At 73.8% G+C, this 25,901-nt stretch carries 24 protein-coding genes; 9 read left to right on the forward strand and 15 right to left on the reverse strand.

The window, feature by feature from the left end:
• Positions 1-2: 2 nt before the first annotated feature.
• The 4 genes from C4J65_RS32445 to C4J65_RS32460 all read right to left on the reverse strand — a co-directional run bounded on the left by C4J65_RS32445 (position 3) and on the right by C4J65_RS32460 (position 6,743).
• Positions 3-2,969 carry a helix-turn-helix transcriptional regulator gene (locus C4J65_RS32445; protein ID WP_115745636.1) on the reverse strand — a complete coding sequence of 989 codons (2,967 nt, stop codon included), beginning with the start codon at positions 2,967-2,969 and terminating at the stop codon, positions 3-5.
• 230 nt (positions 2,970-3,199) lie between these two features.
• Complete coding sequence (locus C4J65_RS32450; protein WP_115745637.1) at positions 3,200-3,553, reverse strand: UBP-type zinc finger domain-containing protein; 354 nt, start codon at positions 3,551-3,553, stop codon at positions 3,200-3,202.
• Positions 3,550-5,070, reverse strand: a complete 1,521-nt coding sequence (locus C4J65_RS32455; protein WP_115745638.1) for an ATP-binding protein — start codon at positions 5,068-5,070, stop codon at positions 3,550-3,552. Before C4J65_RS32455 ends, C4J65_RS32450 begins: the two co-directional genes overlap by 4 nt.
• On the reverse strand, positions 5,067-6,743 hold the full coding sequence (locus C4J65_RS32460) for an FAD-dependent oxidoreductase (RefSeq protein WP_115745639.1): 1,677 nt from the start codon (positions 6,741-6,743) through the stop codon (positions 5,067-5,069). The genes C4J65_RS32455 and C4J65_RS32460 overlap by 4 nt, the downstream gene beginning before the upstream one ends.
• Positions 6,744-6,953: 210 nt before the next feature.
• Here C4J65_RS32460 and C4J65_RS32465 point away from each other — a divergent pair, with 210 nt between their 5' ends.
• Complete coding sequence (locus tag C4J65_RS32465) at positions 6,954-7,826, forward strand: universal stress protein (protein ID WP_162833459.1); 873 nt, start codon at positions 6,954-6,956, stop codon at positions 7,824-7,826.
• Between the two features lie 16 nt (positions 7,827-7,842).
• Here C4J65_RS32465 and C4J65_RS32470 read toward each other — a convergent pair whose 3' ends face one another.
• The 3 genes from C4J65_RS32470 to C4J65_RS32480 all read right to left on the reverse strand — a co-directional run bounded on the left by C4J65_RS32470 (position 7,843) and on the right by C4J65_RS32480 (position 10,541).
• Entirely contained in the window at positions 7,843-9,075 is a 1,233-nt protein-coding gene (locus C4J65_RS32470) for a DUF4032 domain-containing protein (protein ID WP_115745640.1), read from the reverse strand.
• A gap of 9 nt (positions 9,076-9,084) precedes the next feature.
• A complete protein-coding gene (locus tag C4J65_RS32475) occupies positions 9,085-9,831 on the reverse strand; it encodes an MBL fold metallo-hydrolase (RefSeq protein ID WP_115745641.1) in 747 nt (248 codons plus the stop codon).
• Positions 9,832-9,908: 77 nt separating this feature from the next.
• Positions 9,909-10,541, reverse strand: coding sequence for an alpha-ketoglutarate-dependent dioxygenase AlkB (locus C4J65_RS32480; protein WP_115745642.1), 633 nt, complete (start codon positions 10,539-10,541; stop codon positions 9,909-9,911).
• A 124-nt stretch (positions 10,542-10,665) separates the two neighbouring features.
• Between C4J65_RS32480 and C4J65_RS32485 the strand changes: the two genes are divergently transcribed.
• Positions 10,666-11,289: a TetR/AcrR family transcriptional regulator gene (locus C4J65_RS32485; protein ID WP_162833460.1), complete on the forward strand. Its 624-nt coding sequence runs from the start codon at positions 10,666-10,668 to the stop codon at positions 11,287-11,289.
• A 38-nt stretch (positions 11,290-11,327) separates the two neighbouring features.
• Entirely contained in the window at positions 11,328-13,001 is a 1,674-nt protein-coding gene (locus tag C4J65_RS32490) for an FAD-binding dehydrogenase (RefSeq protein ID WP_115745643.1), read from the forward strand.
• 34 nt (positions 13,002-13,035) lie between these two features.
• On the opposite strand, the gene C4J65_RS32495 is transcribed toward C4J65_RS32490, so the two are convergent.
• From C4J65_RS32495 to C4J65_RS32505, 3 genes are all read right to left on the reverse strand, one after another.
• Entirely contained in the window at positions 13,036-13,389 is a 354-nt protein-coding gene (locus C4J65_RS32495; RefSeq protein WP_115745644.1) for a DUF488 family protein, read from the reverse strand.
• Positions 13,390-13,450: 61 nt separating this feature from the next.
• On the reverse strand, positions 13,451-13,702 hold the full coding sequence (locus tag C4J65_RS32500; protein ID WP_115745645.1) for a WhiB family transcriptional regulator: 252 nt from the start codon (positions 13,700-13,702) through the stop codon (positions 13,451-13,453).
• A 117-nt stretch (positions 13,703-13,819) separates the two neighbouring features.
• Complete coding sequence (locus C4J65_RS32505) at positions 13,820-14,734, reverse strand: LysR family transcriptional regulator ArgP (protein ID WP_115745646.1); 915 nt, start codon at positions 14,732-14,734, stop codon at positions 13,820-13,822.
• A 77-nt stretch (positions 14,735-14,811) separates the two neighbouring features.
• On the opposite strand from C4J65_RS32505, the gene C4J65_RS32510 reads away from it, so the two are divergent.
• Together C4J65_RS32510 and C4J65_RS32515 are read left to right on the forward strand one after the other, a co-directional pair.
• The gene (locus C4J65_RS32510; RefSeq protein ID WP_115745647.1) at positions 14,812-15,426 is read left to right on the forward strand and encodes a LysE/ArgO family amino acid transporter; all 615 of its coding nucleotides are present in this window, start codon (positions 14,812-14,814) and stop codon (positions 15,424-15,426) included.
• Positions 15,427-15,500: 74 nt separating this feature from the next.
• The gene (locus C4J65_RS32515) at positions 15,501-16,811 is read left to right on the forward strand and encodes an MFS transporter (protein WP_162833461.1); all 1,311 of its coding nucleotides are present in this window, start codon (positions 15,501-15,503) and stop codon (positions 16,809-16,811) included.
• Positions 16,812-16,818: 7 nt separating this feature from the next.
• On the opposite strand, the gene C4J65_RS32520 is transcribed toward C4J65_RS32515, so the two are convergent.
• The 3 genes from C4J65_RS32520 to C4J65_RS32530 all read right to left on the reverse strand — a co-directional run bounded on the left by C4J65_RS32520 (position 16,819) and on the right by C4J65_RS32530 (position 19,329).
• Positions 16,819-17,274: a cyclic nucleotide-binding domain-containing protein gene (locus C4J65_RS32520; RefSeq protein WP_115745649.1), complete on the reverse strand. Its 456-nt coding sequence runs from the start codon at positions 17,272-17,274 to the stop codon at positions 16,819-16,821.
• Between the two features lie 313 nt (positions 17,275-17,587).
• Positions 17,588-19,066 (reverse strand): ornithine decarboxylase, encoded by a 1,479-nt coding sequence (locus tag C4J65_RS32525; RefSeq protein ID WP_115745650.1) that lies wholly within the window; start codon positions 19,064-19,066, stop codon positions 17,588-17,590.
• A gap of 29 nt (positions 19,067-19,095) precedes the next feature.
• Positions 19,096-19,329: a hypothetical protein gene (locus C4J65_RS32530; protein WP_115746746.1), complete on the reverse strand. Its 234-nt coding sequence runs from the start codon at positions 19,327-19,329 to the stop codon at positions 19,096-19,098.
• Between the two features lie 155 nt (positions 19,330-19,484).
• Here C4J65_RS32530 and C4J65_RS32535 point away from each other — a divergent pair, with 155 nt between their 5' ends.
• From C4J65_RS32535 to C4J65_RS32550, 4 genes are all read left to right on the forward strand, one after another.
• Positions 19,485-19,943 carry an ATP-binding protein gene (locus tag C4J65_RS32535; protein WP_115745651.1) on the forward strand — a complete coding sequence of 153 codons (459 nt, stop codon included), beginning with the start codon at positions 19,485-19,487 and terminating at the stop codon, positions 19,941-19,943.
• 184 nt (positions 19,944-20,127) lie between these two features.
• Entirely contained in the window at positions 20,128-21,000 is an 873-nt protein-coding gene (locus C4J65_RS32540; RefSeq protein ID WP_115745652.1) for a SigB/SigF/SigG family RNA polymerase sigma factor, read from the forward strand.
• Positions 21,001-21,055: 55 nt separating this feature from the next.
• The gene (locus C4J65_RS32545; protein ID WP_115745653.1) at positions 21,056-21,301 is read left to right on the forward strand and encodes a DUF5133 domain-containing protein; all 246 of its coding nucleotides are present in this window, start codon (positions 21,056-21,058) and stop codon (positions 21,299-21,301) included.
• Between the two features lie 184 nt (positions 21,302-21,485).
• The gene (locus tag C4J65_RS32550) at positions 21,486-21,920 is read left to right on the forward strand and encodes a hypothetical protein (protein ID WP_115745654.1); all 435 of its coding nucleotides are present in this window, start codon (positions 21,486-21,488) and stop codon (positions 21,918-21,920) included.
• 23 nt (positions 21,921-21,943) lie between these two features.
• Here C4J65_RS32550 and C4J65_RS32555 read toward each other — a convergent pair whose 3' ends face one another.
• Entirely contained in the window at positions 21,944-24,190 is a 2,247-nt protein-coding gene (locus C4J65_RS32555; RefSeq protein ID WP_162833462.1) for an FUSC family protein, read from the reverse strand.
• Between the two features lie 133 nt (positions 24,191-24,323).
• The gene (locus tag C4J65_RS32560) at positions 24,324-25,700 is read right to left on the reverse strand and encodes an NAD(P)/FAD-dependent oxidoreductase (protein ID WP_162833463.1); all 1,377 of its coding nucleotides are present in this window, start codon (positions 25,698-25,700) and stop codon (positions 24,324-24,326) included.
• Positions 25,701-25,901: the final 201 nt, after the last annotated feature.

The following is a 25,901-nucleotide window of genomic DNA, read 5'->3' on the forward strand; positions in this document are numbered from 1 at the left end:
CCTCAGTGCGACGACGTCGGCTCCGGGGCGACCAGGCCCTGCCGGTGGGCGACCGCGACCGCCTCCGTACGGCTCGCCGCGTGCAGCTTGGCGAGGATGTTCGACACGTGGACGCTCGCCGTCTTGGCGCTGATGAACAGCTCCTCCCCGATCCGGCGGTTGCTGTGCCCCAGCGCGAGCAGCCGCAGGACGTCCTGCTCGCGGGCGGTCAGCACCGCGGCCCCTGCCCCGGCCCGTGCCGGGCCCGCGAGCCGGCCGCGCCGGACCAGGTCGTCGACCCGCTCGCGCAGCACCGTCGCGCCGAGCCGGTCGGCCTCCCGGCGTACGGTGCCGGCCTCGGCGGCCGCCTCCTCGCGACGGTCGGCCGCCAGCAGGGCGTCGGCCAGCCGCAGCCTGCACCGCGCGCGTTCGTAGGCGTCGCCGTAGGTGAAGGCGGCCACCGCCTTCTCCCAGGCCGCCGGGTCCGGCGCGGCGCCGACGATCCGGGACCACTCGGCCTCCGCGCGCGCCAGCCACGCCTGGCCCTCCGGGCCCTGCGGGCCGCCGTCGTACCCGTGTCCGGCGGACCAGCGGGCGTCGGCCAGCAGCTCGGCCGCCGTGTCCGACCAGCGGGCCACCCCGGAGTCGTCCCCGGCCCGGCGCAGCTCGGTCACGGTGTCGGCGACCGCGGACAGCGCGAGGGTGGCCAGCCGCAGGGTCACGGTGGGCCGCGTACCCGCCTCGGTGAGCGTCTCGACGCTGGAGCGCATCCACCGCACGGCGTCCTCCGCGTCCCCGCGCAGCGCCGCCGCGTCGGTCAGCACGATGCCCGCGACCATCCGCGCCATCCAGTCGAACGGCCCGTTCAGCAGGGCCCGTGCCCGGTCGGCCACCTCCGAGTCGCCGCGCGCCAGCGCCACGTACAGCGCCGGCCCGAGGGCGTGACCGTCCAGGGCCGACCGCTCCCCGGCATCCTCGGCGGACTCGCGCAGCACCTCGTCCCAGTGGCCCAGCGTGTACCGCGCCAGCAGCCGCAGATACCGCATCTCCCGCGGGTAGGGCGAGGACAGCAGCCCGGAACGACGGGCCCGGTCCAGACCCTCCGACGCCCAGGGCAGGCACTCCTCCAGGTCGCCGGACTCGAAGCAGCCGATGGCGAGGTTGAACAGCGCCCGCAGCTCCACGGGCGCGTTGCCCGCCCGCCGCGCCAGCGCGCGTGCCTCCAGGAGCCGCTCCCGGCCCTCGGGGGTGGAGCGGTTGCCGCCCTCCAGGCTCGTCAGCGAGATCAGCAGATCGGCGCGGGCGTCGGTGACCGCCAGCTCCTCGGCGGCCCTGAGCGCCCGGCGGGCCACCCGCAGCGCCGTCTCGTTCTCCCCGACCTGGCGGGCCGCCGTCACATGCGTGGCCGCCGCCCACACCCATGTCGGCGAGGGCGGTTCGGCGGGGATCAGGCCCAGCGCCTCGCTGCTGTAGGCGTACGCGGACTCCAGGTTGTCGACGCTCAGCAGATTGTCGGCCAGGGTGTAGCGGACGCGGGCGGCCAGCTCCAGGTCCGCGTCCTGGCCGAGGCCGGCCAGCGCGGAGCGGGTGAGGGAGACCGCGCGGTGCAGCTCACCGGCGTGCACGGCGGCCGCCGAGGCGCGCAGCGTGAGCGTCACCACGTCGGGTCCGGCCGGCCGCGCGGTGGCGTCGACCGCCGTCCACAGGTCGAGCGCCGCCTCGACGTGCCGCAGCTCCTCGGCGGGGGCGCCGACCCGCTGGGCGTGGTCGGCGGCCTCCAGGGAGGCGGCGAGCGCCTCGGGCAGGTCGTGGCTCTCGCGGTAGTGGTGCGCGCGCTCGGCCGCGCTGTCGGACCGGCGGTCGGGACCGGCGAGCAGTCGGGCGAACGCGCCGTGCAGCCGGGCCCGTTCACCGGGCAGCAGGTCGGCGTAGACCGCCTCCCGGGCGAGGGCGTGCCGGAAGGAGTAGGTGTCCCCGTCGCCGGAGACCAGCAACTGCCGCTCCACCGCCTCGCGCAGCGCCGACTCCAGCTCCTCCTCGGGCAGCCCGACGGCGTTCCGCAGCAGGTCGTGCCCCACCCGGCGGCCCGCCACGGCGGCGGTGCGCAGCACCTGCTGGGCGGTCTCGGACAGTTGCTCGAACCGGATGAGCAGGACGTCGGCCAGCCCGCTGGGCACGCCCCCGGCCGGCGCGTCCGTGGCCGCGACCAGCTCCTCGGCGTAGAAGGCGTTGCCCTCGGCCCGCTCCACGATCCGGCGCACGGTGCTGTCCGGCAGCCGCCGCCGGCGCAGCGAGCGCACCAGCCGGGCCACGTCGGCGTCGGCCAGCGGCCGCAGCTCCAGCCGCTCCACGCCGGGCAGGCGCACCAGCTCGGCCAGCAGCGGGCGCAGCGGATGGCGGCGGTGCAGGTCGTCCGCCCGGTACGAGGCGAACAGCGCGAGCCGGTGGCCCGGCGCCCCGCCCGCCGGGCGTTGCAGGACCCCCCGCCCGAGCAGGAACCTCAGCAGGTCCCGGGAGGACTGGTCGGCCCAGTGCAGGTCCTCCAGCACCAGCAGCAGCGGTGCGACGTCGGCCAAGTCGGTCAGGAGGGCGGCCACGCCCTCGAAGAGCCTCAGGCGCGAGGGCGCGGCGTCGGTCCCGTCGTCCGGCCCGCCGCCAAGCAGCCGGTCGGCCACCGGATGCCCGGCCAGCACCGGGGCGAACCGCTCGTCGGCGGCCAGCACGCCGAGGATCTCGGTGAACGGCAGATACGGCAGGCCCACGTCGCCCAGGTCCACGCAGTGACCGGTGAGCACGGTCGTCCCGGCCGCGGCGGCCCGCCCGGCGGCCTCGTCCAGGGTCCGGGTCTTGCCGACCCCGGCGTCCCCGGCGACGAGGACCGCGCGGGCCTCACCGGCGCGGGCGCGTTCCAGTACGCCGGTGAGACGCGCGAGTTCGTCCTCGCGGCCGACGAGCGGGCTGGTGAGTGAGGTCAGCGGCACACCGCCCATCCTGACACGTGGGTCCGACAGCGGTCCCCCGGTTTCGCGGCCCGCCCGTACCCCCGGCCCGCGGGCCGGGCGACGGCAACAGCCGGGCACGGGGAGTCCGCTCTCGCGGGGACGGACGGTCCGGGCCGCGGGTGCGCCTTCCCGCCGGGTGCGGAGTGGCGGCGCACCGCTCTGCGCTCCCGGACGCCCGGATGCCGGATCGGCCGGGGGCGGCGCGTCGTGTGGCCGGGTCAGCGGTGGAGGGAGGCCGCCCAGTCCGCCGGGACCCGGTCCGCCGGGCCCGGGGACGGCTGGCCGGCCGGGTGGCTGCCGGGCGGGGCGAGGTCCGGGCCCGACTCGCGCACCTCGCTGGTCGCGTAGTCCCAGTACCACTCCTCGCCCGGCTCGAAGCTCTGCACCACCGGGTGCCCGGTGGACCGGAAATGGCCGGTCGCGTGCTGTCCCGGCGAGCTGTCGCAGCAGCCGACGTGGCCGCAGCTCGCACAGCGCCGCAGGTGGAACCACCAGCCCCCGACCGCGTCGCACTCGACGCAGCCGGGGCCGCTCGGCGGGACGGTGGGATCGATTCCGGTGTCGCTGGTCATACCGGCTCCTCGGTCGGATCGGTCGGATCGGTCGGATCGGTCGGGTCGGTCGGATCGGTGGGTTCGGCGGGTCCGGTCGGGTCGGGTTCCGCGGCGGTGAGCGGCAGAAGGACCTGGAAACGGGTGTCGCCCGGCACGGACTCGACCTGGAGGCTGCCGTGGTGCTTGTCGACCACGATCCGCCAGGAGATGTCCAGCCCGAGCCCGGTGCCCTCGCCCACCGGCTTGGTGGTGAAGAACGGGTCGAAGATGCGCTCCCGGATCTCCGGGGCGATCCCGGTGCCGGTGTCGCGGAACTCCACCAGCAGCCGGTCGTGGTGGAGCGCGGTGCGCACGGTCAGCGTCCCCTCGCCGCCCGCGTCGTTCACCGCGGCGACGGCGTTGTCGATCAGGTTGGTCCACACCTGGTTCAGCTCCGCCGGATACGCCGGGACCCGCGGCACCGTGCGTTCGTACTCCTTGACGACCCCGATCCGCGGGCCGATCTTCCCGGAGAGCATCAGCAGCGTGCTGTCGAGGAGCTCGTGGACGTCCACCGTCCGGTAGGGCGCCCGGTCCAGCTGCGCGTACTGCTTGGCCGCGTCCACCAGGTGGGAGATGCGGGCGGTGGAGTCCGCGATCTCGTTCATCAGCAGCTCGGTCTCGACCGTGTAGTTGAGCCAGCCGACCGCTCCCGGCAGGATCTCCTCGTCCACGGCCGCCGCGACCTGCTCCAGCCACTCGGTGTCCAGACCGGCCTGCACGAAGGTCGGCGCGAGCTGCCAGCCGTGCTCGATGCCGTGGTCCTCCAGCCAGTCGCCGAGTTCGTCCTCCCGGTCCGCGGCCTCCAGCGGGCTGAGCGAGGGCGCCTTGGCCACCCGTTCCGCCGTCCGCTCCTGGACCTCGATGAGCCCCGCGAGCGCCTCGCGGGAGAACGGCCCCTCGGCGATCACGGCCAGCTTGTGCCGCATCTTCGCCACCCGCTCCCGCAGCGTCGAGGTGGCCCGTACCGCGGCCGCCGCCGGGTTGTTCAGCTCGTGCGTCAGACCGGCGGACAGCGAGCCCAGCGCCAGCAGCCGTTCGCGCTGGCCGATGGTGCGCTGGGTGTTCTTGGAGCCGAAGAACAGCCCCTCCAGCAGATGCACCGCCATCGGGAACCACTCCCGCATGACGGCCGCGAACGTGTCCGCCGGCAACACGAAGAACCGAGTCGGTTCGGTGACCCGCATGGAGTTGTTGTAGACCTGCGGCACCCGGTCGCCGACGTACGCCTGCATCGCGCCCGCGTACACCCCGCGCTGCGAGGTGCGGTTGGTCTCCACGTCGTCCCCGCCGACCCGGCGGGTCAGCACGACCGTCCCCTCCAGCAGCACGTAGAAGCAGGTGGCGTCCTCGCCCTCCGCGTACACGGGGCCCGGGTCGAACAGCTCCACCCGGCCCTCGGCGCACAGCCGGCCCAACTGCTCGGGCGTCAGCTTCTCGAACAGGAACAGCTTCCCGATCTCCTCGGGGCTGCACGGCATCGGCCGCCCGCTCACGACTGCTCCAGATACCGGTGGACGAGCATCACTGCCATGGCTCCCTCTCCGACGGCGGACGCGACCCGCTTGGCGGACTCCGCACGGGCGTCGCCCGCCACGAAGACGCCCGGGACGCTGGTCTCCAGGTGGTACGGCGGCCGGTCCAGCTCCCAGTCGGCCGGCGGCCGCCCGTCGGGCGTCAGATCGGGCCCGGCGAGGATGAAGCCCCGCTCGTCCCGCAGCACCGTGCCGTCCAGCCAGCCGGTCAGCGGGGCCGCGCCGATGAACACGAACAGCCACTGCGCGTCGACGAGTTCGGTGGCGCCGCTCTCCGCGTCGCGCAGCGTCAGCCGCTCCAGGTGGCCGTCGCCGTGCGCGCTCTCGACGACGGTGGAGCAGCGCACCCGGATGTTGGGCGTCTCCTCGATCTGCTGGATCAGGTAGTACGACATCGACGCCTCCAGGGAGCCGCCGCGCACCAGCAGCGTCACCGACTTGGCGCCCCGGGCCAGGTACATCGCCGCCTGCCCGGCCGAGTTGGCACCGCCGACGATGTACACGTCGTGGCCCTGGCAGGAGGCCGCCTCGGTCAGCGCAGAGCCGTAGAACACGCCGCAGCCGGCCAGGTCCTCGGTGCCCGGAGCGGTCAGCTGCCGGTAGGACACGCCGGTCGCCAGGATGACGCTGTGCGCGGCGATCGCCGAGCCGTCCGAGAACCGGACGACGCGCGCCGCGCCGTTCGCCTCCAGGCCGGTGACCTCGCGCGCGGTGAGGATCTCGGCGCCGAACTTCGCCGCCTGCCGCCGGGCCCGCTCGGTCAGCTGCCCGCCGGACACGCCGTCGGGGAAGCCGAGGTAGTTCTCGATGCGGGAGCTCTGCCCGGCCTGCCCGCCGGTCGCCGACCGCTCCACCAGTACCGTCCGCAGCCCCTCCGAGGCCCCGTACACGGCCGCGCCGAGCCCGGCCGGGCCGCCGCCGATCACCACCAGGTCGTAGAAGTCCGAGGCCGGCGTGGTGGCAAGACCCACCCGCGCGGCCAGCTCGGGCGCCTCCGGCTCCACCAGCGGCGTCCCGTCCGGTGTGATCACCACCGGCAGCCGGTGCCCGTCCTGCCCGGCCGCCGACAGCAGCCGCCGCCCCTCCGGCTCGTCCGAGGAGTACCAGCGGTAGGGCACCTGGTTGCGGGCGAGGAACTCCCGGACCTCCGAGGACCGTGCCGACCAGCGGTGCCCGACGACCTTGGTGCTGGGCACCGGCCGGTGGTCGCCGGTGCGCCAGGCCTGGAGCAGGTCGTCCAGGACCGGGTACAGCTTCTCCTCGGGCGGGTCCCAGGGCTTGAGCAGGTAGTGGTCCAGATCGACGACGTTGATCGCGTCGATCGCCGCGTTGGTGTCCGCGTACGCCGTCAGCAGCACCCGCCGGGCGCCCGGGTACACGTCGAGGGCCTGTTCCAGGAACTCGATGCCGTTCATCTGCGGCATCCGGTAGTCGGCCAGGATCACGGCCACCAGGTCGCCGCGCAGTTTCAGTTCACGCAGTGCGCCGAGCGCCGACTCGCCGGACTCCGCGCGCACGATCCGGTACGTCGCGCCGTAGCGCCGCCGCAGGTCGCGGGCGACGGCGCGGGACACCCCCGGATCGTCGTCCACGGTCATGATGACGGTCCGTGTCTCCCCGTCGGCCTGTGCCATACATCCCCCACGTCGAGCGGCCGGATTCACGGCACGGCGTCCCCGTCACCGCACCGGCCTGCGGCCATCGTATGTTCGATCGCGGGTCCTCGCTCGGGCGGCGGGGGCGGGCCGCCGGCGTCCGTCCGCTCCCCCCGCGCGGCCGTCCGGACGGCTTGGGGAAGACTGGGCTCCGAGAACGACGTTCCCGCGACCCAGGGAGGGACCCGCATGACGCGCCCGATCACGGCAGGCTCGGACGGTTCGGAGGAGAGCCTGGCCGCACTGGCCTGGGCGGCGAGGGAGGCGGTCCGTCGCGGCGCGCCATTGCACGTCGTGCACGCCTGGCGGTTCCAGGGGGAGGGCGTGGCCGGTGCGGTGGACCGGGAGACGCAGGAGGGGTGGGCGCGGGACGCCCTCGCCCGGGCGGTCGGCACCGTCACCGAGCGCGATCCCGGTCTCACGGTGACCACCGACGTCCGCGAGGGCGACGCCGTGGCGGTCCTGCTCGCCGCCGCGGCCGACGCCGAGACGCTGGTCCTCGGCTCGCGCGGCCACGGCGCGGTCGTCGGCTTCCTGCTCGGCTCGGTCGGCCAGCAGGTGATCGCCGAGGCGACCCGGCCCGTCGTCCTCGTCCGGGCCGGTGACCGGGCCGCCGCCGAGGCCGGGGGCCGCGAGGTCGTCGTGGGCCAGCAGGGCGAGCCGGAGGACAGCGCCGACGTCATCGGGTTCGCGTTCGCGGCGGCCGCCGCGCGAGGCGCCACCGTGCGCGCCGTGCGGGCCTGGGCCCTGCCGACGGTCTTCACCTACAGCCCCGGCTCGATGGCCCTCGCGGACGAGGCCGGCGGCCTGGAGCAGTACGAGCGCAAGGCGCTCGGCGAGGCGCTCGCACCATGGCGCGAGCGCTTCCCCGACGTGCCGGTGGTCGAGCACGTGGAGATGGGCAGCGCGGGCCAGGTGCTGCTGTCGGTGTCCGCGAACGCCCAGTTGATGGTCGTCGGGCGCCGCGCCCGCCGTACGGCCGTCGGCGCCCGGATCGGCTCGGTGGCGCACGGCGTGCTGCACCACGCCGAGTGCCCGGTGGCGGTGGTCCCGCACAGCTGAGCGGACGCCGCGCCGCTCAGTCCGCCGTGGGCTGCAGGGTCTCCCGGGCCCGGGGCAGGATGTTGAGGATGTAGTCCTCGACGGCCGTCTCCAGGCCGATGTCGTGCTGGGCCCGCTCGGAGAGGTACCAGCGGTGCTCCAGCAGCTCGTGGTAGATCTCCGCCGGGTCCATCGCGCCGCGCACTTCCACCGGCACGGCGCGCACGGTGGGCCGGAAGACCTCGCGCACCCAGCGGTGGGCGAGGACCTCCGGGCGGGCGCCGAGGGGGTCGCCCGGGGCGTAGTCGTCCTGGGTGGCCATCCAGCTCTCCAGGTCGTTGAGCAGCCGCCTGGCCTGGTTCTCCTCGGCGTCCAGGCCGGTCAGGCGCAACAGCTGGCGCTGGTGGTGACCGGCGTCGACGACCTTGGGCACGAAGGTGACCGTGTCGCCGTTGGAGGCGTGCTCGATCTGCATCTCGGCCACGTCGAAACCGAGCGCGTTCAGGCGCCGGATCCGGCGCTCGATGTAGTGGTACTTGCCCGCCGGATACACGGAGGTGCGGGTCAGCTCCTGCCACAGGCTCCGGTAGCGGGCGCAGATCTCGGTGCCGAACTCGACCGGGTCGACGGAGGGGTGCAGCGCCCCCGAGGCCTCCAGGTCGAGCAGCTCGCCGCTGATGTTCACCCGGGCGAGGTCGAGGTCGTAGTCGCGCTGCCCGTCGCTGAGCCGCGGGTGCAGGTCGCCGGTCTCGGCGTCGACGAGGTAGGCGGCGTAGGCGCCCGCGTCGCGCCGGAAGAGCGTGTTGGACAGCGAGCAGTCCCCCCACGCGAAGCCGGCCAGGTGCAGTCGGACCAGCAGCACCGCGAGGGCGTCCATCAGGCGGTGCATGGTGGCCGGGCGCAGCGTCGTCTCGAACATCGACCGGTACGGCAGCGAGCCGCCCAGGTGCCGGGTGACCAGCACCGGCTCCAGGGCCTCGCCGGCGGCGTCGGAGCGGCCGGTGACCACGGCCAGCGCGTCCACCGCCGGGATGGCGAGCCGGTCCAGGTCGCGCAGCAGCTGGTACTCGCGCAGTGCGGGCCGCTCGGCCAGCTCCTTGACGGCGATCACCTCGTCCCCGGCGCGCGCGTAGCGGACCACGTGCCGGGAGATGCCCCGCGGCAGCGGCACGAGATACTCCTCGGGCCACTGCTCCAGCGGCAGCTGCCAGGGCAGTTCGAGCAGGAGCGCGGGATGCTCCGGATTGGTGGCACTGATCTGCAAGGCCATGCCCCGACTCTAGAACGCCCGTTCCCGGGCCCGTGCCGCGGCGTCCTTCACCGGCCCGCGGTGGACCGGACCGTGGCCAGGCAGCAGCACGTCGCCCTCCAGACCGGCGATGACGTCGAGCGAGGCGACCGCGCGCGTCCGGTCGTGGTGGAACAGGTCGGGCAGCAGCTGCGGTCCCTCGACCCGCGAGATGGCGTGGCCGCTCACCAGCGCGTCGCCGGAGATCACCACCCCGGCGTCGGGAAGGTGGTAGACGCAGTGGCCGTCGGTGTGCCCGGGGGTGTGCACCGGCACGGGCCGGCCGGGCAGGTCGAGGGCGCCGTCCACCGGGAAGGCCGCGGGCGCGGTCACCGGGTGCTGCTCGGTGCCGCCGGTGCGCAGCACGTGCACCGTCCACGGCAGCACGCCGGGGCGCCAGGCGTTGCGCAGCACGGTGCCGACCGACACCTGCTGGAGGAAGTCGCGCCGGGCGTGCGGCACCTCGGCCTCGTGCAGCAGGACCGGGGTGCCGTGGGCGGCGCGCAGGTACTCGGCCGAGCCCAGGTGGTCGTTGTGGGCGTGGGTGATCAGCACGGCCGCCACCGCCTCGGGCGAACTCCCGACGGCGGCGAGGGAGTCGAGCAGCGCCCGGCGGTCGCCGGGGTATCCGGTGTCGACGAGGGTCACCGCGTCGCCGTCGGTGAGGACGACCCAGTTGGTGTTGCCGCCGTGCACCAGGTAGGTGCCGTCGGCCACTTGCCGTACGTCCGCGCTCATGGTCTCCCGTGTTCCGGATCGGTGGTCCCCGCGCGGGACAGCCAACCAGAAACGGGGAGCGGGCGGTCGCCCGGCCCTCAGCGCACGCCGCGCGGGCGGAACTGGACGCTGATGCGGGGCCCGGCGGCGCGGGTGCTCTTGGGGACGCAGTGTTCCCAGGTGCGCTGGCAGGAGCCGCCCATCACGATCAGGTCGCCGTGGCCCAGCGGGCGGCGCACGGTCTGCCCGCCCCCGCCCGCCGGGCGCAGCAGCAGGTCCCGGGGCGCGCCCACCGAGAGGATGGCGACCATGGTGTCCTGGCGCGCGCCGCGTCCGATCCGGTCACCGTGCCAGGCGACGCTGTCCCGGCCGTCGCGGTAGTGGCACAGGCCCGCGCTTGTGAACGGCTCGCCCAGCTCCTCGGCGTAGTGGGCCGACAGGGCGTCGCGCGCCTCGGTCAGCAGCGGGTGCGGGAGGGCGTCGCCCGCGCCGTAGAACGCCAGCAGCCGGGGTACGTCGACGACGCGTTCGTACATCTCACGCCGTTCCGCACGCCAGGGGACCTCGGCGGCCAGCCGCTCGAACAGCGCGTCGGCGCCGCTCAGCCACCCGGGGAGCAGGTCGATCCAGGCTCCCAGGCCGAGGTGGGTGCGGCGCAGACCGTCGAGCGGGCCCAGCCGGACCTCGTCGGTCTGGTCGAAGAGCGAGGCCTGGAGGTGGTGCGTGGTCATGGGACCAGGGTACTCCTCATTCGAAAATGTGTTCTATAGGTGGTGTCGCCCCTACTGTGGCCGCTCTTTCGATACGGCGGTGTATCCGATACATTCGCGTATCAAACCGAGCGGAGGGTCGGGCATGGCGGCGAAGGCGACCACCGGGCGGGTGACCAGGCGCCGCGTGCGCACCCGGGCGAACCTCCTGGACGCCGCGTTCGCGGTGTTCGCCGCCAAGGGCTTCGGACGGGTGTCGATCGAGGAGGTCTGCGAGGCGGCCGGGTACAGCCGGGGCGCCTTCTACTCCAACTTCGACAGTCTCGACGAGCTGTTCTTCGTCCTCTACGAGCAGCGGGCCGACCTGATCGCCGAGCAGGTGGCCACCGCCCTCGCCGCCGACGGACCCGGCCTGGACGTGTCCGCCGCCGTGGAGCGCGTCACCGAGGTGCTGCTCCTGGACCGGGACTGGCTCCTGGTGAAGACGGACTTCCTGGTGCACGCCGCCCGCGACCCCGAGGTCGCCCGGACCCTGCTGGAGCACCGGGCCCGCCTCAGGCGGGCGATCGCCGACCGGCTCGCCCGGGCCCGCGGACACACCGCCCTGCCCGCAGTGCCCGGCGACGCCGAGGAGGCCGCGCACGCCGTGATCGCGGCCTACGACGGGGTCACCACCCAACTGCTCCTGGACCGGGACGTCGCGGGCGCCCGGGTCTGGCTGGGGCAGCTGCTCACCGCGCTGCTCACCGACGGCAGCGCGCGTCACTGACCACAGGGTCACCGACACAACAGGAAGGGACGGTCGCCATGGATGCCGACGTCATCGTGGTCGGAGCGGGTCTGGCGGGCCTGGTCGCGGCCCACGAGCTGACCAGCCGGGGCAGGAGAGTCGCCCTGGTGGACCAGGAGAACGCGGCCAACCTCGGCGGGCAGGCCTTCTGGTCCTTCGGCGGTCTCTTCCTGGTCGACTCCCCGGAGCAGCGGCGGCTCGGCGTCAAGGACTCCCTCGACCTGGCCTGGAACGACTGGCAGGGCAGCGCAGGCTTCGACCGGACCGAGGACGAGGACTCCTGGTCGGTGCGCTGGGCACGGGCGTACGTCGAGTGGGCGGCGGGGGAGAAGCGGTCCTGGCTGGCCGGGCACGGCATCACCTTCCTGCCCACCGTCGGCTGGGCCGAGCGCGGCGACCTCAGGGCGGGCGGGCACGGCAACTCCGTACCCCGCTTCCACATCGCCTGGGGCACCGGCACGGGGGTCGTCGAGCCCTTCGTGCGGTACGCGAAGCAGGCCGCGCGCGACGGACTGCTCACCTTCCACCACCGCCACCGCGTCGACCACCTGGTCGTCGAGGACGGCTCCGCGCGCGGGGTGCGCGGCACGGTCCTCGCCCCGGACGACTCACCGCGCGGCGTCGCCTCCAACCGCGACGCGGCCGGCGAGTTCGAACTCACCGCGCGTGCCGTGATCGTCACCTCCGGCGGCATCGGCGCCGACCACGACATCGTCCGCCGCCACTGGCCCGAGCGTCTGGGCACCCCGCCCGCCGAGATGGTCACCGGCGTCCCCGCCTACGTCGACGGACGGATGCTCGACATCAGCGCCGAGGCGGGCGCCCGCCTGGTCAACCGGGACCGGATGTGGCACTACACCGAGGGCGTGCGCAACTGGGACCCGATCTGGCCCGGCCACGGCATCCGCATCCTGCCCGGACCGTCCTCGATGTGGTTCGACGCGCTGGGACGCCGGCTGCCCGAGCCGTACCTGCCCGGCTACGACACCCTCGGCACCCTGCGCCACCTGCGCACGGCCGAGGGTCTCGCGGAGCACGACCACTCCTGGTTCGTCCTCACCCAGAAGATCGTCGAGAAGGAGTTCGCGCTCTCCGGCTCCGAGCAGAACCCCGACATCACCGCCAAGAACCGCGCCGGCTTCCTGCGCGAACGCCTGCTCGGCAAGGGAGCCCCGGCCCCGGTGGACGCGTTCCTGCGCCACGGCGCCGACTTCGTGACCGCGCCGAACCTGGAGCAACTGGTGGAGAAGATGAACCGGTTGACCGACGAGCCGCTCCTGGAGGCCGCCGCGCTCCGGCGCCAGATCGAGGCCCGCGACCTCCAACTGGCCAACCCGTACGCCAAGGACGCCCAGGTGCAGGGCATTCGCAACGCCCGCCGCTACATCGGCGACCGCCTCGGCCGCGTCGCCACCCCGCACCGGATCCTCGACCCGGCCGCGGGCCCGCTGATCGGCGTCAAGCTGCACATCCTCACCCGCAAGACCCTCGGCGGCATCCAGACCGACCTGGACTCCCGCGCCCTGGGCGCCGACGGCACCCCGGTCGAGGGCCTGTACGCGGCCGGCGAGGTGGCCGGCTTCGGCGGGGGAGGGGTGCACGGGTACAACGCGCTGGAGGGCACCTTCCTCGGCGGCTGCCTGTTCTCCGGCCGGGCGGCGGGCCGGGCCGCGGCACGGCAGACCGCCTGAGCGGCGGCCCCGCCGGCCGACCGCTCCGCGCCGCTCACCCCTCGTCGAGGAGGCGGAGCAGCACGGAGGCGTGGCTCTCGCCGGGCGACCTGGCCGCGGTCAGCAGCGTCACGTCGCCCGCCTCGGCCAGTTCCCGTACCCGGTCGAGGAGTTCGCTCGCCTCCGGGGCGGTCAGCTCCGCCTCGTACCGGCGCGCGAACTCCTCGTACGAGCGCTCGCCCGCGTGGTACCAGCGGCGCAGCTCGGTCGACGGGGTGAGCTCCTTGGGCCACTCGTCCACCCGCGCCGCGTCCTTCGACACACCCCGGGGCCACAGCCGGTCCACCAGGACCCGTACCCCGTCCTCCGGCTCCGGCGGGTCGTAGACGCGGCGCACGCGCACGCTCATGGCGGTCCTCCCACGGCCGACGACGATCCCGCCGGCCCATGTCCGGCGGGGGCGCCCGGCATCAGCCGGACCTCCGGCGAGCGGCCTCGCGCCGCTTGAGCGCCCGGCGTTCGAGCTCGCTGGTGCCGCCCCAGACACCGATGGTCTGCCCGGTGTCGAGCGCCCAGCGCAGACACTGCTCCCGGACCGGACAGGTCCGGCAGACCGCCTTCGCCTGCTCGGTCTGCAAAGCGGCCGGGCCGGTGGTGCCGATCGGGAAGAAGAGGTCGGGGTCCTCCGTCCGGCATGCGGCGTGTTCGCGCCAGTTGTCCATCAAAGTCACCTGCGATCGGTATCGTTCGCGCCCTCGTGCATGGCTTACTCCGTTGCGGGTGACCTGTCGACCGCGGGGCGAAACCGGCGCGGCTCCGACGGTCGCCCGGGCCGGCCGCTACCGCCCGAGCGCCTCGGCCGCCGTCGCCGTCACCGCGTCCGCCACCGCGGCCAGGGCCGGGGAGTCGAGCTTCCACTGCTGCCAGTGGAGCGTGACGTCCACCGCCAGGTCCGGGGCGAAGACGACGAGCCGGCCGGTGCGCAGCAGGGGCTCCGCCTGTGGCTGGGGCACCATGCCCCAGCCGAGCCCGGCGGCGACGGCCTCGACGAAGCCCTCCGAGGTCGGCACGTAGTGCCGCGCGGCGCTCGCACCGTCGAGCCCGAGCCGCCGCGCGAAGGCGTCCTGGAAGTCGTCCCGCCGGTCGAAGACCACCACGGGAGCCCCGGCGACCACCTCGTGCGGCGGCCCCGCCAGATGGCGGGCGGCGAGGTCCGCGGTGGCGCAGGGGAGATAGCGCATCCGGCCCAGCGCCCGGACCGTGCAGCCGGGAACCGGTTCGGGCGACGACGTCACCGCGGCCATCACCACGCCCTCCCGCAGCAGCGTCGCCGTGTGGCCCTCGTCCTCGCGGCGCAGTTCGAAGCAGAGCGCGGGCTCCGGGGGAAGACGGGTGAGGGCGGGCAGGAACCAGGTCGCCAGGGAGTCCGCGTTCACCGCCACCGACACCCGGGTCGGCTCGCCCGCCCCGCGCAGGCCCAGCTCGGCCGAGGCGTCCCGCTCCAGCCGCGCCACCTGGCGGGCCAGCCGCACCAGCACGGCACCGGAGTCCGTCGCCCGCACCGGCTTGGTGCGCAGCAGCAGCACCCGGCCGGTGCGCTGCTCCAGCGCCTTCACCCGCTGGCTCACCGCGGACGGCGTCACGTGCAGGGCGGCGGCGGCCGCGTCGAACGTCCCCTCGTCCACCACTGCCAGCAGGGTGCGCACGTGGTCCAGCGGCAGATCCGCGAGGGCCGGCGCACAGGCCGGCGTCATGTCGTCATCACGACGGCTAATGATACGTAAGAATCCTTAGCTGTACGTCCGGTGATCGCCCGCTTAGCGTCGAGGACATGAACAACGCGCTCACGGCGGCCGCCGCCGGTTTCGGGACCGGCCTCTCGCTCATCGTCGCCATCGGCGCCCAGAACGCCTTCGTCCTGCGTCAGGGGGTCCGCCGCGACGCGGTGCTCGCCGTGGTCGGCATCTGCGCGCTGTCCGACGCCGTGCTCATCGCCCTGGGCGTCGGCGGGGTCGGCGCCGTGGTGGTGGCCTGGCCGGGCGCGCTGACCGCCGTCGGCTGGATCGGCGGCGCCTTCCTGCTCTGCTACGGAGCCCTGGCCGCCCGGCGGGTGTTCCGGCCGTCCGGTGCGCTGCGGGCGGACGGCGACGCCGCGGGCTCGCGCCGCCGGGCCGTGCTCACCTGCCTGGCGCTGACCTGGCTCAACCCGCACGTCTACCTCGACACCGTGTTCCTGCTGGGCTCCGTCGCCGCCGACCGCGGGCCGCTGCGCTGGACCTTCGGCCTCGGAGCCGCCGCCGCCAGCCTGGTCTGGTTCGCCGCGCTCGGCTTCGGCGCCCGCCACCTCGGCCGCTTCCTGGCCCGGCCCGCGGCCTGGCGGGTCCTCGACGGCCTGGTGGCCGCCACCATGATCGTCCTCGGCGTCTCACTCGTCGCCGGGGCCTGACCGGACCTGAACCCGAACACAGCTGCGATAGTGATCCCCGCAGCCGAAAGATGTACCGAGCATGCAGGAAGCGCGTGGACACGAGCGAGAGCAACAGTGAGAGCGGCACCGAACCGGGCGCGAAGGCCCCGGCGCCGGACGGGACCCGGCAGCGCGGATGGCGCCGCTGGGCCATGGACACCCGGCCCCTGCGCCGCCCGGCCTACCGCAGGCTGTGGTCCTCGACCATCGTCACGGCCGTCGGCAGCCAGCTCACCGCCGTCGCCGTACCCAAGCAGATCTACGACATCACCGGCTCCTCCGCGTGGGTCGGCGCCGCGAGCCTCGCCGGTCTGCTGCCGCTCATCGTCTTCGCGCTGTGGGGCGGCGCGGTGGCCGACACCATGGACCGCCGCAAGCTGCTGCTGATCACCAACACCGGCATCGCGGTGACCTCGCTGCTCTTCTGGATACAGGCGGTGACCGGCATGGCGTCGGTGGCCGCGCTGATGCTGCTGCTCGCGCTGCAGCAGGCCTTCTGGGGCCTCAACGCCCCGGCCCGCAACGCCTCCATCGCCCGTCTGGTGCCCGAGGACGAGCTGCCCGCCGCCAACGCCCTCGGCTCCACCGTCATGCAGACCGGGCAGGTGGTCGGCCCGCTGCTCGCCGGTGCGCTGATCCCGGTGATCGGACTGCCCGAGCTGTACCTGATCGACGCGCTGGCCCTGTGCGTCACCGTGTGGGCGGTCCACCGGCTCCCCGCGCTGCCGCCACTCGCGGGCACGGCGGTCCGGCGCGCGGGCGTGCGCGAGGTGGTGGCCGGCTTCCGCTACATCGCCGGGCACAAGGTGCTGCTGCTGTCCTTCCTGGCCGACATCGTCGCCATGGTGTTCGGCATGCCCCGCGCCCTGTTCCCGCAGCTCGCCGCCGAGACGTACGCCCCGTACGGCGAAGGGCTGGCGCTCGGTCTGCTGTTCGCGGCGATCCCCATCGGCGCGGTGGCCGGCGGACTGTTCTCCGGCACCTTCTCGCGGGCCCGCCGGCACGGCTGGATGGTGATCGGCGCGGTCGTCGTCTGGGGGGCCGCCATCACCGGCTTCGGGCTCAGCGGCAGTCTGTGGCTCGCGGTCGCCTTCCTGGTCGTGGCCGGTGTCGCCGACATGGTCTCCATGGTGTTCCGCGGGGCGATCCTGCTGTCCGCCGCGACCGACGAGATGCGCGGGCGCATGCAGGGCGTGTTCACCGTCGTCGTGGCGGGCGGCCCGCGGCTGGCCGACGTCCTGCACGGCGGCGCGGGCTCCGCCTTCGGGGCCCGGGAGGCCGTGGCCGGCGGCGGTCTGCTCGTCGTGGCCGTGATGCTGGCCCTGGCCGTCGCGATGCCCGCGCTGCGCCGCTACCGCGTCTGACGGCGGCTCACAGCGAGCCGCGCCCGTGCAGCGCGTAGTGCTCCATGAGCCGGCCCCTGGTGGACTCCAGCCGGTGCGCGAGGATCTCCGCGACCGACCGCACCAGCACGATGCCCAGCTGCGGGTCCCGCTCGCACAGGTCGAGCACCGCGGCCGCGTCGAACTCGTACGCGCGCACCGGGCTGAACGCCTCGGCGCCGAAGTCCCACTCGTAGGGCGGGAACAGCCAGGACCAGCCGAGCAGGTCGCCCACGCCGAGACTGGCGACCGTGACCCGCTGCAGGGACGTCACCTGCTGGGTCAGGGAGACCGCGCCGGAGCGGATGACCCAGAAACGGTCCGCCCCGCCACCCGCCTCGAAGATCCGGTCGTCCTCCGGGAAGGAGACCTCCTGGGCCAGCTCCATCAGCCGCGCGCGCTGGGGGAGGGGGAGGGCGTTCAGGAGTTTGATCGCTTTGGTCATGGCACGGGGCTCCTCGCCGGCGATTCGGTTCCGGGGCTTTCCCTATGTCCATTTCAGTCGCTGTCGCCGTGCTGAGCACCTCGGCGGACGGCGGGATCCGGTACGGATTCCGTGCCGGAACCGGGGACGGGAGCGCGCGGGCATGAAAAAGCCCTGGCCGGACGGGGGAGGCCGGCCAGGGCCGTAAGCGGTGACCGCGGAGGACATTTCGGTCGACTCCGTCGCCACGTATGGATGAACGCTAAACCATCTCCGGGTGTTCCGCGAAACCGACACCGCGACACGTGACCCGTTTCACTCATCGGGCCCCCGCTCAGGCACCGTGTTCCGCGACGACCCTGACGGTCTCCAGTGCCGGATCGGTCGGATCGGGGAGGTACATTCCCGCCTCCAGGCCGCTGCGCAGATAGCGCAGGACCGGCTCGGCCAGCCGCTCACCGGGCAGCACGGCCGGAATGCCGGGCGGATACGGAGTGATCATCTCCGCCGCGACCCGGCCGGCGGCCCGGTCCAGGGGTACATCCTCGGTGGGGCCGAAGAACGCGTCCCGGGGCAAGCACGTCTGAGGCATCCGCAGCTCGGCCGGCGACGGCACCTCGACGCGCGCAGCGGACCCCAGACCCGGGGCGGCGCGGGCGAGGTCCTTCAGGGCGGTGAGCAGTTCCCCGGCGGTCTCCCGGTCGTCGCCGTGGGTGATCTGCGCCCCGATGCGGCGGTGGTCGGTGATGTGGGCGATCACACCGCGGTGCTCCCGCAGCCAGTCCGCCGCCCGGAAGCCCGAGACGCCGAGCCCGTCGAGGTCGATGACGACCGGCAGCGGATCGAAACCGTGGGCCAACCCCGGACCGCAGAAGTCGTCGCGGTCGTTGACGTGCATGCCCTCGATCTCCTCGACGGCCGTCCGGACACCGGCCACCAGCTCCAGCGCGCCGCTCATCAGCTCCTGCCCGCCGAGTGCCATCTGGCGGCGCCAGCCGTCGAGACCGGCGAAGATCAGCACCGACGGGCTGGTGGTGCTCAGCAGGTCGGCGCGCATACCGAGCAGTTCGGGCGGCACCAGGTCGCCGCGCAGGTGGAACACCGATCCCTGTTCGAGACCGCTGCCCATCTTGTGGATGCTGGTCACGCAGATGTCGGCGCCCGCGTCCATCGCCCAGGACGGCAGATCCGGGTGGAAGGGCAGATGCGCCCCCCACGCCTCGTCGACGATCAGCGGCAGCGAGCGGCGGTGGCAGACCTCGGCGACGGCCCGCAGATCGGCGCTCGCACCGTACGGCGTCGGGCTGGTGACCAGGGCACCCCTGGCGTCGGGATGCGCCGTGAACGCCTCCTCGAACGACTCGGCGGACGGCGGGTGGGCCAGATGCCGTTCCGCGTCCCAGCGCGGCTCCACCCACACCGGCTCGATGCCGGACAGGATCAGCCCCGAGACCACGGACTTGTGGGCGTCCCGGCCGATCAGCAGCTTCTCGTGCGGCCCCGCCACCGCCAGCATCGCCGCCTTCACCGACAGGGAACTCCCGCAGGTCGAGAAGAACGTGTGATCGGCGTGCACGGCGTCCGCCATCAGCTGCTGGGCGCGCTCCAGCACCCGTCCCCGGGTGAGCCGGTCGTCGAGTCCGGCCGTCGCCAGCACGTCCCCGTGGAAGACGGCGTCACCCAGCACCTCGCGCACCGCGGGGTCCGCCCCGCGCGCCTGCTTGTGCCCGGGTGGCGTGAAGGACAGCCGTCCCGCACGGCGGTATTCGACGAGGGCTTCCAGGACCGGTGCTCGGCGGTGGTCGACTGTCATGCCGCCCCGGTTTCCCGTCCGGCGCCGTGTCAATCCGCCGGCGATCGCCGGTCCGCGTTCCGGCCCGGAGTCAGCACCTCGTCCAGCACCCGCAGCACCGCCTCGTACGCCACGGTCCGTACCGCGGCCTCCCGGGAGCCCTCCGGGTCGGTCGACCGCAGCGCCTCGCTGCGCGCCCGCCAGCTCCGGCCCTCCTCCAGCGCGCAGCTCCTCGCGCGGTGCATCCGGCGCAGTAGTTCGTCCGCGTCCACAACATCCGTCATGCACTCCGCGTACCCCCACAGGGCGTCCGGATGGCCCTTGGGCCGCACGGAGGACCGGAGGTTTGCCCCTACCGGCAGAGGTCAGCCGAAGGTGACGGGCCGCACGGCGCGCGCAGGGCCGAACCGGACCGTCCGACCGACCAGGGAGCTGACCGATGCGTGACAGGGACACGACTCAACCCGTCGTCGAGCAGCGCGGCAGGGAAACGGGCCGCCGGTACCGGCCGCGCCGGCCCGCCGACGCGCGCGAGGCGGTCGAACGCGCCGTCACCGAGTGCCGCGGCGCCGACGGCCGGGCGTCGTGCGACGCGGGGGCCCTGTCGGACGCCGTGCTCGTCGCCTCGGAGCTGACCACCAACGCCATCCTGCACGGTGGCGGCATCACCGACTTCCGGGTCGACGTCGTGGGACCGCGCGTACGACCGGGCGTGCGCCTCTCGGTGTGCGACCGCAGCCACGACCTGCCGGTGGCGGTGCCGTCCGACGACGACCTGGGCCGTCGACGCCTCGGCGGCCGGGGCTGGCCGATCGTCTGCCGACTGGCCCGCGAGGTGCGGGTGGCAGATCTTCCCTCGGGCGGCAAGTGCATCACCGTGGTCGTTCCGCTGTCCTGATGACTTTTCGAAAAGCGGAGTTTGTTCCACCGGGCCGGGGGCAGTCGCAGATTCGTGCTTCGGACCGGAGGCGCAGCAGCGGAAGCGGCAGGGCTGCTTCGGTGCCCCGGCTGTGCCGGGGACGACCCGGGCAGCGCCGTTTCCGCGGAAAGTCCCTGAGACCACCGTTCAGGAGCGGATCCGCATGCTCATAGAAACGCCCACCATCCGTCCCGGTACCCCCCAGCCCACCCAGCCCGTCCACCCCTCGACCGCCTCCGCACGCCGACGCCACGACGACGCCCCCGACACCATGGTGCTCTTCGGCCGCCTGGCGGGGCTGGCGGACGGCCCCGAACGCGACGCCGTCCGCGACGAACTCGTCACGGCCTGGCTGCCCATGGCCCACCGGATCGCCGGGCGGTTCCGGGACCGCGGGGAGTCCATCGAGGACCTCCGCCAGGTCGCGGCTCTCGGCCTGGTCAAGGCCATCGACCGCTTCGACCCCGAGCGCGGGGCCTTCGAGAGCTACGCCGTGCCCACCATCACCGGCGAGGTCAAGCGCCACTTCCGCGACCGGATGTGGGCCCTGAGGGTGCCCCGCCGGGTCCAGGAACTGCGCAACAAGGTGCGCGTCGCCCGCCGGGAACTCGCCCAGAGCCCGGGCAGTCCCGAACCCTCGGTGGCCGCCCTCGCGGCCCACACCGGGCTGAGCGAGGACGAGGTCGGCGCCGGGATGGAGGCGCTGGAGAGTTTCAGCACCCTGTCGCTGGACGCCGAGCTGTCGGCGGGCGACGACGGCTACAGCCTCGCGGACACCCTCGGCGCGGCCGACGCCTCGTACGACACGGTGATCGACCGCGAGTCCGCCAAGGAGGGCCTTCGCAGGCTGCCCGAACGGGAGCGCGCCATCCTCTACATGCGCTTCTTCGAGGACATGACGCAGAGCCGGATCGCCGACTGCCTGGGCATCTCGCAGATGCACGTCTCGCGGCTCATCAGCCGCAGCTGCGCCCGCGTCCGCGACGAGGCGATGGGGCAGCGCCCGGCCCGGCCCGGCCACCCGGCGCGGGCCTGATGGGCCGCGGCGCCGACGAGCCGGACGGCGGGGACACGGGGAGGGGGCGGGACGGATGCTGATGCCACACCCCGCGGTGCTGCGCAGACTCCTCGCGGAGTACGAGGTGGCCGCGGTGAACGAGCCCGCCGACGCGACGGGCGAACCGGGCCCGCGGACCCGGGACCTGGCGTACACGCTGTGCGTGTCGACCGGCACGCGTGACGTGCGCCGGGCCCTGGAGACGGCCCGGCGCCACCTCGCGGACGCACCGGCGCCGGAACCCGCACCCGGCGCCGCCCACGCGGGCGTGGCGGACTGAGACGAGGGACGGCCAGGGGCACGACGGCACCGCCCGTACACCGCCCGTCGGTGTACGGGCGGTCCTACGACCACGGCCCCCGCGGTGTGGCCGGGCGATGCGGGGCATGCGGAGTCCGGGACGGGAGGCCCACCCGGACACCGGCCAGGGGTCTGAGCCGCCCGGCACGGGGAACACGGGGCGAATGAACGAACACGAGATTCCTCCGCCGGACGGACGTCCCGTGGACGTCTACCTCGACCTCCTGCGCGTGCGCATGGCCAGCGACGACTACCAGCTACTGCTCAGCGTGGTGGAACCGGTCCTCCAGGCGATCGACGAGCAGCAGATGCCGACCATCGACTTCTCCCTGGACGGGGACAGCACCGAGGCGCTGCCCCAGGAGATCAGGGACGAGGCCGCACTCGTCATCGCCACCGCCGTCACCGGACGTCTCGACAACGAGGTCGTCGAGATCAGCACCGACGTGACCGGCCCGGTCCGGGTCGTCACCGACGCGGCCACCGCCTCCGACCCCGAACGACTCGGCGAGATCGCCGACTACCTCAAGGAACGCCACCAGCAGAACGAGGAGCTGCGCGGCATCGCCGAGGCGAGCGGTCTGCCCAGCGACTTCTGACCCTCACCACCCGGGCGGGACCGTCACCGCCGAGGCGCCCCGACGGACACGCCCAGCGGCCGGGCGAGGCCGACCACCGCCTCGTCCAGCCGCTCCAGGTGCCGCAGCACCCGACCCGTGATGCGGCCGTACCGCGGCACTCCGGCGGCGTCCGGCTCCAGCAGCGAGGCGATGCTCGGCCCGGTCTCCACCCGCGTCCCGGCGTTCTCGTCCGCGACGTGGGCGGCGATCGCCTCGATGTTGCGCACCGTGCGCCGCACCGCGCCGCGCAGCCGCGGGTCGGCCGCGATCGAGGGGTGGGTGGGCAGCAACTCGGCCGTCGCCGCCAGCGACCGCGCGTGATAGGCGCAGGTCTCCAGCAGCGCCACCACGTACTGGGCGGTGTCGCGCCGGGCCCGCAACGGCGTGATCGGATGGGTCAGCGGCTGGGTGGCGGCCCGCAGGTCGCCCAGTGCCTGGTCCAGCTCCCGCGCGGTGTCCAGCAGGTCGGCCTCCGGCCCGCCGCTGAGCTGGTCGACCGCGCCCTCCGTGACGTCGGTGAGCCGCTCCAGCACCGTGCCGAGGAGTTCGTTCGTACGCCGGTCGGTGCGGATCGGCAGCACCAGCGCCGCCGCCACGATCCCGCAGGCCGCGCCGAGCGCCGTCTCCTCCACCCGCAGCAGCAGCACCGACATGCTGTAGGTGTGCAGCAGCGTGTACAGCAGCCCGAGCATCGCGGTGACGAAGAACGACATCAGCGTGTAGGACAGCGGCGCCGTGTAGAACATCGCGAAGATCAGCACCAGTACCAGGCCGAACGCGGTCCAGGTGTGGTTGCCCACCAGTCCGGCCAGCACGATGCCCGCCACCACCCCCAGCACCGTGCCCAGCAGCCGGCGGTAGCCCTTGACCAGGATCTCGCCGGTGGAGGCGGTGTTGATGAACACGATCCAGCATGTGAGCACCGCCCAGTACCAGCGCTGCGAGGACAGGAACTCGCCGCCGACGATGGCCAGCGAGGACCCCACGGCCACCTGCACCGCGGCGCGGGTGGTGGGCCGCCGCAGCCCGGTCTGCTCCTCCTCCTCGGCCGCCTCCTCACCGGCGTCGATGGCCGCGTCCTCGGCGTCCAGCTCCTCCCGCGAACGGGCGGTGGCCGGTGAGTCGTCGGACTCGTCCTGCGGCCCGTCCAGCGCGATCCTGAGGCCCATCACCGCGCGCGCCGTCTCACCGACGCCGCGGAACACGTCCTGGACGGCCGCGGTCGCCTCGGGCAGGTTCTCCTCGTCGCGGTAGCCGAGCAGCCGGTTGCGCAGGTGGGACAGCGCGGTGCCGCGTGCCTCCGCCGGCGGCCGGAGCACCAGGGTGCGCAGCGCCGTGAGATCGCGGCGCAGCAGCTCCGTGGCCTCGCCCGGTGCGGGTGAGTGACCCACCGCGGGAGCGGGCGCGCCCGGCAGATGCAGCGTGAGGGTGTCGGCCCGCTCGGCGCTGCGCGCGGTCAGCAGCAGCAGACCGAGGCGCTCGGCGGCGATCTCGGCGTCCGCGATGCGCCGCTGCACCAGGCGTGCCGTGGACGCGTCGGGCGTGCCCTCGTCCAGCCGGGACTGGATCATCAGGGCCGTCTCGTGCAGGCGCGCGGTGCCGTCGCGCAGGCGCTCCAGCGTCCTGTCGATGTCGTCGGGGCCCGCGTCCAGCAGATCGAGCTGCGTCGCGATCAGCTGGGCCAGCCGTGCCCGGAAGGCCTGCCGCAGAAGGCTCAGGATGCGCACCGGCGTGGCCGGGACCACCCCGAAACGCACCACCGCGCTGGACGCGAACGCCACGGCGACGGCGGCCCACAGCCCCGGGAGTCCGGACACCTTCCCGCCGACGAACAGCGACACGAAGTAGACCTGGAAGCCGATCAGACCGAGCGCGGTGCCCCGGTCGCCGAACCGGCGGACGAAGACCGCGCAGAAGATCAGGACGACGAAGAAGGCGTCGCCGACGACGACCCGCGAGGAGAGCAGTGTGCTCAGCGAGACCGAGGCCAGGGCGACGGGCAGGCCCAGCGCCAGCGTGACCGCCTGCGGGCCCGGTTCCTTCTCCCGGATGGCGAACGTCGCGACCATCGCCGCCATGGCGCCCGCGACCAGATGCTTGACGTCCACGCCGAACACGGCGAGCACGCCCAGCGTCAGCGCGATGGCGCCCACCGTCCGCAAGCCCGCCGTCAGCCGCAACAGCCCCGGGTCGGACGCGGCGACGCGGTCGCGCAGCCTTGTCCGCGCCGAGCGTCCCGCTGCCTTCACGCCGCCGTACACTCTCCCGATTCACAGCCGGCCTCACAGCCGGTTCCAGCCACGCCCCGGCCGGTTCACGCCGAGATCCACTTCTCAGCATGTCATGCCCCGGTCCGTTACGGGAGGTGGGGGCGGCCGGGGGTCACCGCTTGGCCCGGTCCGCCTCCGCGACCCGCTCCCGCACCTGTTCCGGTGTCAGATAGGCGTCGGTGTACTCGAAGTCCTTCAGCTTGGCGGGCTTGCGGGCCTGGAAACCGGTGCGGACGAAATCGTCGCCGGCGACGGCGTTGAGCGCCCAGTCCGCCGCGACCCGGGCCTTGGCCACGCCGGTGCGCAGCGCCGACCAGTGGTAGCCGCGGGCCACCGCCTGCGCGGGCAGGCCCGTCAGCTCGACCCCGAGCGGCTTGGAGACCGCGTCGGTGCCGCCGAGGTCGACGACGAGCCCCAGGTCCTTGTGGACGTACGGCCGCAGCGGCTGGTTGCGCAGGGTGGCGATGAGGTTCTCGGCGACGTGCCGCCCCTGCCGCATCGCGTGCTGGGCGGTGGGCGGGCAGACGGCGCCCTCCTGGCCCTTGGCGAGGTCGGGTACGGCCGCGGAGTCGCCCAGCGCGAACACGCCGTCGTGGTTCGGCAGGCACATCTCGGCGGTGACCGCGAGCCGTCCCCTGACCGTCTCCGCGCCCAGCGTCGCGATCAGCGGGCTCGCCACCACGCCCGCCGTCCAGATCAGCGTGCGGGTGGGCACCACCCGGCCGTCCGTGAAGGTGACCTCCTCGGGCGCCGCCTTGGCGATGGACACGCCCAGGGAGATGTCGATGCCGCGCCGGGTCAGGATCTGCTGCGCGTCGCGGCCGAGCTTCTCGCCCAGCTCCGGCATCAGCTTCGGCGCGATGTCGATCAGATGCCACTTGATCAGCGCCGGGTCCAGCCGGTTGTAGCGCTTGACGGCCGCGTGCGTCAGCCGTTGCAGACACGCCGCGGTCTCGGTGCCCGCGTAACCGCCGCCCACCACCACGAACTGCAGCCGGGAGGCACGCTCCGCGGGGTCCTGGCTGGCGTCGGCGAGGTCGAGTTGGGAGATGACGTGGTCGCGGACGTACGCGGCCTCCGCCAGCGTCTTCATGCCGAACGCGTTGTCCGTGAGTCCCGGGATGTCGAAGGTGCGGGTGATGCTGCCGGGCGCCAGCACGATGTAGTCGTAGGGCTCGTTGACGATCCGGTCGGTGATGGTGCGCACCACACAGACCTTCGCCTCGAGGTCCACCCCGATGGCGCCGCCCGGGATGATCCGGGTCCGGTAGCGGCTGCTGCGGCGCAGGGAGAGCGCGATCGACTGGGGGGCGAGCACCCCGGCGGCGACGTGCGGCAACAGGGGGAGATAGAGCTGGTAGGAGAACGGCGTCACCAGGGTGACGTCGGCCTCGCCGGGGGAGAGCTGCCGCTCCAGACGACGGACGCACTCCACGCCGGCGAAACCTGCGCCCACCACCAGGATCCTGGGTCGTGTCACGGTGTTCATCCCTTTCTGCGACTCCGGGGCCATCTGCCGCGAACGCCGTTCGCCTGCCCGTGGATCGCCGCTTCGCACCTCGTCCATGCCACCGCGCCCGCACCGCCTCGGCCAGCCGGGTGCGGCAGGCAGGCGACACGTCCTGATCACCACCATGCCCCGCCCGGGCCCGCAGCGCACCGGGCGGGAGCGAACCGCTCGGAAATTTCC

This window comes from Streptomyces sp. CB09001 (assembly GCF_003369795.1).
Taxonomy (GTDB): domain Bacteria; phylum Actinomycetota; class Actinomycetes; order Streptomycetales; family Streptomycetaceae; genus Streptomyces.